This is a genomic window from Clostridium sp. AM25-23AC, from assembly GCF_003435125.1.
Lineage (GTDB): Bacteria > Bacillota > Clostridia > Lachnospirales > Lachnospiraceae > Pilosibacter > Pilosibacter fragilis.
The window spans coordinates 61,796-68,411 of sequence record NZ_QWGI01000020.1 but is presented as its reverse complement, the minus strand read 5'-3'; the positions used below and the strand labels follow the sequence as shown (position 1 = coordinate 68,411).

General features: G+C 35.9%; 8 protein-coding genes. All 8 read right to left on the bottom strand.

What is annotated here, in order from left to right; genetic code table 11:
- Window positions 1-151: 151 nt before the first annotated feature.
- The gene (locus DW677_RS12730) at window positions 152-1,129 is read right to left on the bottom strand and encodes a penicillin-binding transpeptidase domain-containing protein (protein ID WP_002593573.1); all 978 of its coding nucleotides are present in this window, start codon (window positions 1,127-1,129) and stop codon (window positions 152-154) included.
- A gap of 34 nt (window positions 1,130-1,163) precedes the next feature.
- A complete protein-coding gene (locus DW677_RS12725) occupies window positions 1,164-1,700 on the bottom strand; it encodes a DUF4097 family beta strand repeat-containing protein (protein WP_278245874.1) in 537 nt (178 codons plus the stop codon).
- A gap of 858 nt (window positions 1,701-2,558) precedes the next feature.
- Complete coding sequence (gene bla / locus DW677_RS12720; RefSeq protein WP_002575559.1) at window positions 2,559-3,452, bottom strand: class A beta-lactamase; 894 nt, start codon at window positions 3,450-3,452, stop codon at window positions 2,559-2,561.
- Between the two features lie 441 nt (window positions 3,453-3,893).
- On the bottom strand, window positions 3,894-4,202 hold the full coding sequence (locus DW677_RS12715) for a histidine kinase (protein WP_117469730.1): 309 nt from the start codon (window positions 4,200-4,202) through the stop codon (window positions 3,894-3,896).
- 14 nt (window positions 4,203-4,216) lie between these two features.
- Window positions 4,217-4,801, bottom strand: a complete 585-nt coding sequence (locus DW677_RS12710; protein WP_117469731.1) for a hypothetical protein — start codon at window positions 4,799-4,801, stop codon at window positions 4,217-4,219.
- Between the two features lie 27 nt (window positions 4,802-4,828).
- Window positions 4,829-5,044 carry a phage holin gene (locus DW677_RS12705; RefSeq protein ID WP_039891743.1) on the bottom strand — a complete coding sequence of 72 codons (216 nt, stop codon included), beginning with the start codon at window positions 5,042-5,044 and terminating at the stop codon, window positions 4,829-4,831.
- On the bottom strand, window positions 5,031-5,366 hold the full coding sequence (locus DW677_RS12700) for a hypothetical protein (RefSeq protein ID WP_003500471.1): 336 nt from the start codon (window positions 5,364-5,366) through the stop codon (window positions 5,031-5,033). Before DW677_RS12700 ends, DW677_RS12705 begins: the two co-directional genes overlap by 14 nt.
- 24 nt (window positions 5,367-5,390) lie before the next feature.
- Window positions 5,391-6,587 (bottom strand): reverse transcriptase domain-containing protein, encoded by a 1,197-nt coding sequence (locus tag DW677_RS12695; RefSeq protein WP_117567512.1) that lies wholly within the window; start codon window positions 6,585-6,587, stop codon window positions 5,391-5,393.
- Window positions 6,588-6,616 lie beyond the last annotated feature (29 nt).

Below are 6,616 nucleotides of genomic sequence, written 5' to 3'. Positions count from 1 at the left end.
TAGAAGAATCTTATTTACAGAGATTTTCTCATACTCTCAAAGCACAGTATTATTTCTAGCAGTAGTGCAAATTTATTGCATTGCCATTGGTGTGCAATTTTGGCATAAACTCGTGTAGACACTATCTAGTTAACTATATTTCATTTTGTATTTATTGTAATGTTATTTGAACCAAATCGATTGCTATTTCTTTTGCCAATGTGCTGGATACATTCATACCATCAGTTCTTCCAAGACGCACACAAAAATACACATCTCCTGTTTTACTTTCCGCAACCCCTGTAAACCAAGCGTCAACAACAATACCATCGACTTTTCCCATTCCGGTTTTTCCATATATAGAAATGTCAGTACTATCAACCTCTGATAAAAGCATAACTTGCTTTAATGTATTCTGTGTTTCTTCTGAATAATTCGATTCTTTTCCAAAGATATGCTCCATTACTTCCACTTGTTCTTTGGGTGAAATCATTAAAGAAGATTCAATCCAAAAGCCCGTCAAAGCTCTATTACTATTATTTGTATTTAATCGTCCCTCCCAATCAGAAATATCACAATTACCATATTGGAGCTTATCTAATTCCTTCTGCATTAAATCTTCTCCAATATCATCAATGACCTGTCTGAAATACCATACACAAGAAGTACGAAAAGCTTCTTGAAAATCAATATCTTTATTCCAATCTTCATTCCAAAATATTTCACCACTCCATGTTTTAGTAGAGTTTTCCGTTTCAATAATTCCGTTTTCTAAGGCAATCAAAGAAGAAATAATTTTAAATGTCGAACATGGTGAACTTCTTGTAATTGCAAGATCACGATTATAAATTGTATATTTTTTATTGGATGCATCATATATAACTGCTGTTCCATTCAATCCATTAAAATACTCTGACCAGTCTACCTCTACTATTTCTGGTATTTTCTCTGTGCTTTCATCGGAAAATTCCATACTTTTTTCCATAGAAGTTCTGTTTACTCCATTTTCCAGTGTTTCTTGATTTTCTTTTTGGTTTTCAACCAAGCTTTTTTCCTCTACAGTATACTTACTACCACAGCCAGTTAAAATAATTGCACATATACATGCTGTAAATATCATTTTCAAATAAAATTTATTCTTTGTTATCATTATTATCTTTTCTCCTGTCTTTATATTTTTTTATTTATACCACAAACGTAACATCAACATCACCGTTATTGCAAAGTACTTTTAGTGTTTTTTTACCAATATCTTTATGTTTTGGCAAACTGCTATCACCTTTTTTGACTTCTGATTGAATGACGAAATCCTCATACCTGCCTCCAATCATGCCAGAAATATCCCCATTTTTAACGGTCAAAGTCAAGGTATTTCCTACATCTAAGCTCTCAAAAGTGATGTTTCCGTCGTTAGTCGAAATATCAATGCTTCCCGTAACAGCCAATACTGGAAGTGATATATCTTCATTTGTCGTAGATAGCGTAACAGTATCCAGAAGTGTAGTCGGCATTTGTAATACGATTTTCCGATCTTTGGTAGAGGGTTTTCCCCCGATATAATCCGTCCATTCTTTGTTGTTGGCATTTACCATAGTCAGCACATTTCCATCGGAAACAGAAATATCATAATACTCTTTGCTGTTTTCAGAATATTGGATATGCACCTGTTCGTCGTCAGATAGTGTTACTTCAATTTCTCTGTCCCTCACATCAAGATTTATTTCGTTGACCTTTGTATCCGGCGTAAAACTTTTTTTCTCAAAAGGTTCGCTTTTCCCGAGCAGCCCGCCAAAACAAAGCTACTCATTACAAAACAAAAAGCAAGTGCAAATATTTTTTTCATAGTCATTCCTCCATATTTGATAGATTAGATTTATATTTCTAATTTGTAGTAATATCCAGCTTTATCAATTTCTCCGGTTGAATAAAAAACATAAAAAACGAAAGAAAGATAAAGTTTTTTTGCATTTTAATTGGTGTTATCTATTATCACTATCACTTTTTTAACGACTTGAATTTTTAGACCTCTTAAAATGTGTTTAAAGGCTTTTTCATCAAACCTATTATGCCGAAATCTGTCGTCAAACAAGGTGGAATATTTGAATGCGACCTATAGAAAGCTAAATAAGCAAAGGAGTGTACTTCAAATCAATACTGCCTTGCTAAAGATACTATATTGCTTTACTTTCGAAGCAAGCAAAAGGTAAACTAATACCATTCGGAACTGAGCGCAGAACTATGATAAACTGAGTATTATATATGAAATAGGATTTCAGAGTAAATCAATATCTTGGTTAAAATGTTTGAAAAGCCGCCTGTTATCGATACCCGTTAGATAGATAGTATTTATAACATAAGGTTCAAATCTCTAATTTTAAGTATTCCAAATTGTTATAGAAGCATCCTTATTTATAGACTTTTCTACATATCCTTACAAAAAAGGTGAAATGCTTGAATTCAAGTATTTCACCTATATCGTCATAGAAGAATCTTATCTATGGTTCTTTTTGAGAGTTTCTAAGATAAAACTTTTGTAATTGTATTTTGGTATATTAATTTATTTTTGAGTGAATCAATTTTTATGATATTAAATCAAAGATGATTTTTGTGGCATCTGCTATCAGTTTATTGTCATATTCTGCATCTTGTTCTGCTTTTTTTGAAAGTACAGCTACAAATATAGGTTTTTTATTTGGGGGTGTTACAATAGCGATATCATTTCGTGTTCCGTAAGAACCAGCACCACTTTTATCTGCCACAATCCAATCACTTGGTACACCAGCGCGAATTAATTCATCACCAGTTGCATTATTTGACATCCAATCTATAAAAATCTCTTTTTTATCATCTGACAATATATCTCCAGTTGCATATTCTTTTAAATTTAAAGCCAATTGTTTAGGAGTACTAGTATCTCTTATATCGCCAGGTACAGCATCATTCAATTCAGTTTCTATTCTAGAAGGCTCACTTACAGTATCACCAATTTTACTTAATGATTGTTTAAAACCATTAGGTCCATCAAGAAGAGTAAATTGTAGATTTCCAGCAGTATTATCGCTTTGTCTAACTGCAGCATCACATATTTCTCTAATAGTCATTCCAGTATCTACTTTATCTTTTGCAACTGGTGCATAAGATAAAACATCTTCTTCTTCAAAATATATTACATTATCAAGTTCTTCAATAGAGTATTTTTCTAAAATGGCACCGGCAGCTAAAGCTTTATATGTTGAACAGTATGCAAATCTTTCATCTGCATTATAAGAAATTTCTTTATTAGTTTCTGTATCAAGTGCATAAATTCCTAATGTAGCATCATATTTTTCTTCCAGTTCTTGAAATAGAAAATCATAATCTGCATTAACATTTTCATTGCCATCAGAAATGTTTTCTTGATTATTACTACATCCAACAGATAATAATATGACAAAGATCATTAAAATACTTATGGTAATTTTGTTGTGTTTCATAACTTTATCCTCCTAAAATATAGATTATACATAGAATTTTGAATTTTTGAAGCATTTATATCATTTCATATAGCTAACTTATGCATTTGTAATATATTATCTCCACCTTTCAAGTTTTTCATTGCAAATCCATAATAAAATAGTAGTATTTACATTTTAAAGGATATGAGAGTTGTATTTGTCACAATATATAATTCTTTATTTAGGTTAAATTTAGTAAACCATTCATTTTAGTTGTGCTTACGAACTATAATCCAACATAGTTTATCTTTTCTCAACATATTTGTATTAAGATTTTGAAAATGTTTTGTCACCTCTCTTTATAAATAAAATGAATTCTATTGTAGAAACAAACTATCCAGCATTTACAGTACCTAGAGGGTTCAAATGTAGGAATAATCGAGAAATAAACGACACCCACACAAACTTAACCACCTCTATCTACTGTTCAAAACCGTCTTCAATCACATCGCCCGTAGAATCCAAAAGAACCGAGTTGCGAGCTTTGCGATAGATGGTTTGTCCCTGAATTGTTTTACCGGAACTGTCTTTGATTGGGTTTCCACTTGAGTCCTGGATGTTGTCTAAGAACACGAACTCATTAGGATATCCTGCGAAAGCCGTTCCGGTAATAATTGTACCATCTGCTTTGTGTGCTGTATAGCCCTTTAGCAAAGCTTCTTCCGTAACAGTATCGCCGGTAAGGTCGATCAAAACTTTATTGCCGAATACGACTTTATTCGCAGCCATTTGACAAAACCTCCTTATCCGATTGTAACAGTCTTTCCTCCGGCAGAGTTATCGGTTTCTACATATGGGATTGCCTTAACTGTAACCTGAGATAAGCAGTTGTACTCTTCATCGGGCATGATCGTCTGAGCTTCTTTGGACGGTGTTACTTCCTTGCTCTGTGGCTTCATATCCTCAGAACCAGACATGGCACCCTCAACGCCAAGAATCGTCACACCCTCACGAATGTTAGTAGCAATAAGCTTTGCCTGTTCGGTGGCGTCAATAGACACCTTACCAGAGCCATCATGATAGCCTTGCGGTACTGTATATTCTCCAGCCACAGTTGAGATGATACCCTTGACAGCGCCGTTGTTCTTCATAGTACCTGTAAGCTTACTTCCACGGGCGTGCGCAGTCTTTCCTACGAGAATCTCAGCGACAGCCGCGGTATCTTCGGAAGTATCGCTGTCGAATGTACAGGTACCCGTGATCTTTGCACCACTCTTATCATGAGCAGTAATACCTTTGAGGACCTTATCTGCACTGACGGAATCGCCAGTAAGATCGATAAGGACATCCCCCCCGTAAATGACTTTGTTTACATTCATATTTGCCATAATGTTTAGTCCTCCATGACACTTTCATTATTTTTCTTTATCAGCAGTCTTGTTGTACTGGGATGTACTGATTCCAAGGATAACACCAAGGAAAGTATCAACCGCAGTGATGGTTCCGACTACCTGCTCTCCATACGGGAGACCCCAGATTCCAGCCAGTGCAAAATATAATGTACCAGCAGCCGGAAGCAGATACATAGCAATCCACTTAAGGATATCGTATGTCTTGTTACTCATGCTCATTGTGCTCTTCCTCCTTCTCTATAAATTTATGAATCGGGAGTTTGTCCACCTCCTGCATAATTCGCTTTGCTGAACCATTCCCGCCCATACGTTCGTAGGGTTCGTAGAGATATACCCTCAGATTTTCATATTCATCCTGGGTTACACACCCACGGTCAATATATGACATTCCAAGATACATGATCCTGTCATGTGCCAATCCAATAAGCATCTCTGTTTTAACATCTTTTTGCTCGCTTTTCTTTTGCAAATAGGCCCACAGCCCAGAAGATGCAAGAACTGAGCTAAAGATCGTAAGTACAACCTGAAACCATGGTTCCATCGTTTCCTCCTTCTTTATGTGCAATCATGCAGACCTATCAGAAACAATCAGCTTCTTGTTGACTATTGTGATTTTCTTACTAAATAGGTCTTCGTAAAGCTGTATTAAATTCTTTCGTTGTTCTCTGGATAAGAGCTTATAATGACCTCCCATCCAACCGCGAAACATGTTCTCGATATTGTCGTAATCCGCTTCTTCATTTCCAACCTTAACGGCAAGTTTCTTGAGTTTTCTACGCATGGCGGTAACTCGATCCGGATTTATTCGTTTGATGACTTTACCGGTATCTGTAAGTGCGTACTTGATTTGCAGGAATTTGTATTTGCTCGAAATCTTAACGATTCTAGTTTTCTTACGATTGATATGGATTCCCAGTTCAGCTGCAATTTCACAGATGTTTTCGAGCAAGTCTTCAAGCTCTTCTTTACTGGGATTCATGATGTACCAATCGTCCATATACCTTCCATAAAATTTCTGCTGACGTACATACTTGACGTAATTGTCAATGGGATACGGATAATAAATTCCAATGACTTGCGAAAGCTGGTCTCCAATATTGACAGACTTCTCCATCCACTTTTCGCCAGTGAGCTTCTCTTTTGGAATGTTCCGATACTCCAGTTTATTGAAAGTATCGGTCACACAAGCCTCGTATTCCTCGTCAGACATGTACGAAACATCGACCTGGAAGCCCTTAAATATCAACGTTAAAAGCCAGTCAATAAACTCATCGTCATCGAACAGCTTCAGCAATTCTCGTTTGGCAATCTCATGGATAATATTGTCATAGAACTTTGAAAAGTCACCGAATAGAATATAACCGTCATTTCCGTATAATTGGTAGTATTTGTGGAGATGGATTTCGAATCGTTTTCTCTGTTGTGAAATTCCGCGCCCCTTGATAGATGCGCAGTTATCATAAATGATATGTTTCCTAACTTCTGGAAGTAAAACCTCATCGCACAGAGAATGTCGGACGATGCGATCGCGGATTTGAATGCTTGTAATAGGTCTTATCCGGCCTCTTTCGTGCAGCTCGAATTCTTGTGTCGGTCCATTTTGAAGTGTCCTATTGATGATATCATCTTGGATTTCAAATATGTACCGCAGGAAATTCATCATGAATTTTTGCGTCGATTCTTTCCATTTGCTGCTCTTTACAGAGACCTTATAAGCCCTATACAAGTTATTGGCGTCACAGACAATCTCCTCGTAGTTCATAACCTATTCACCGTTATAACAATACTTAC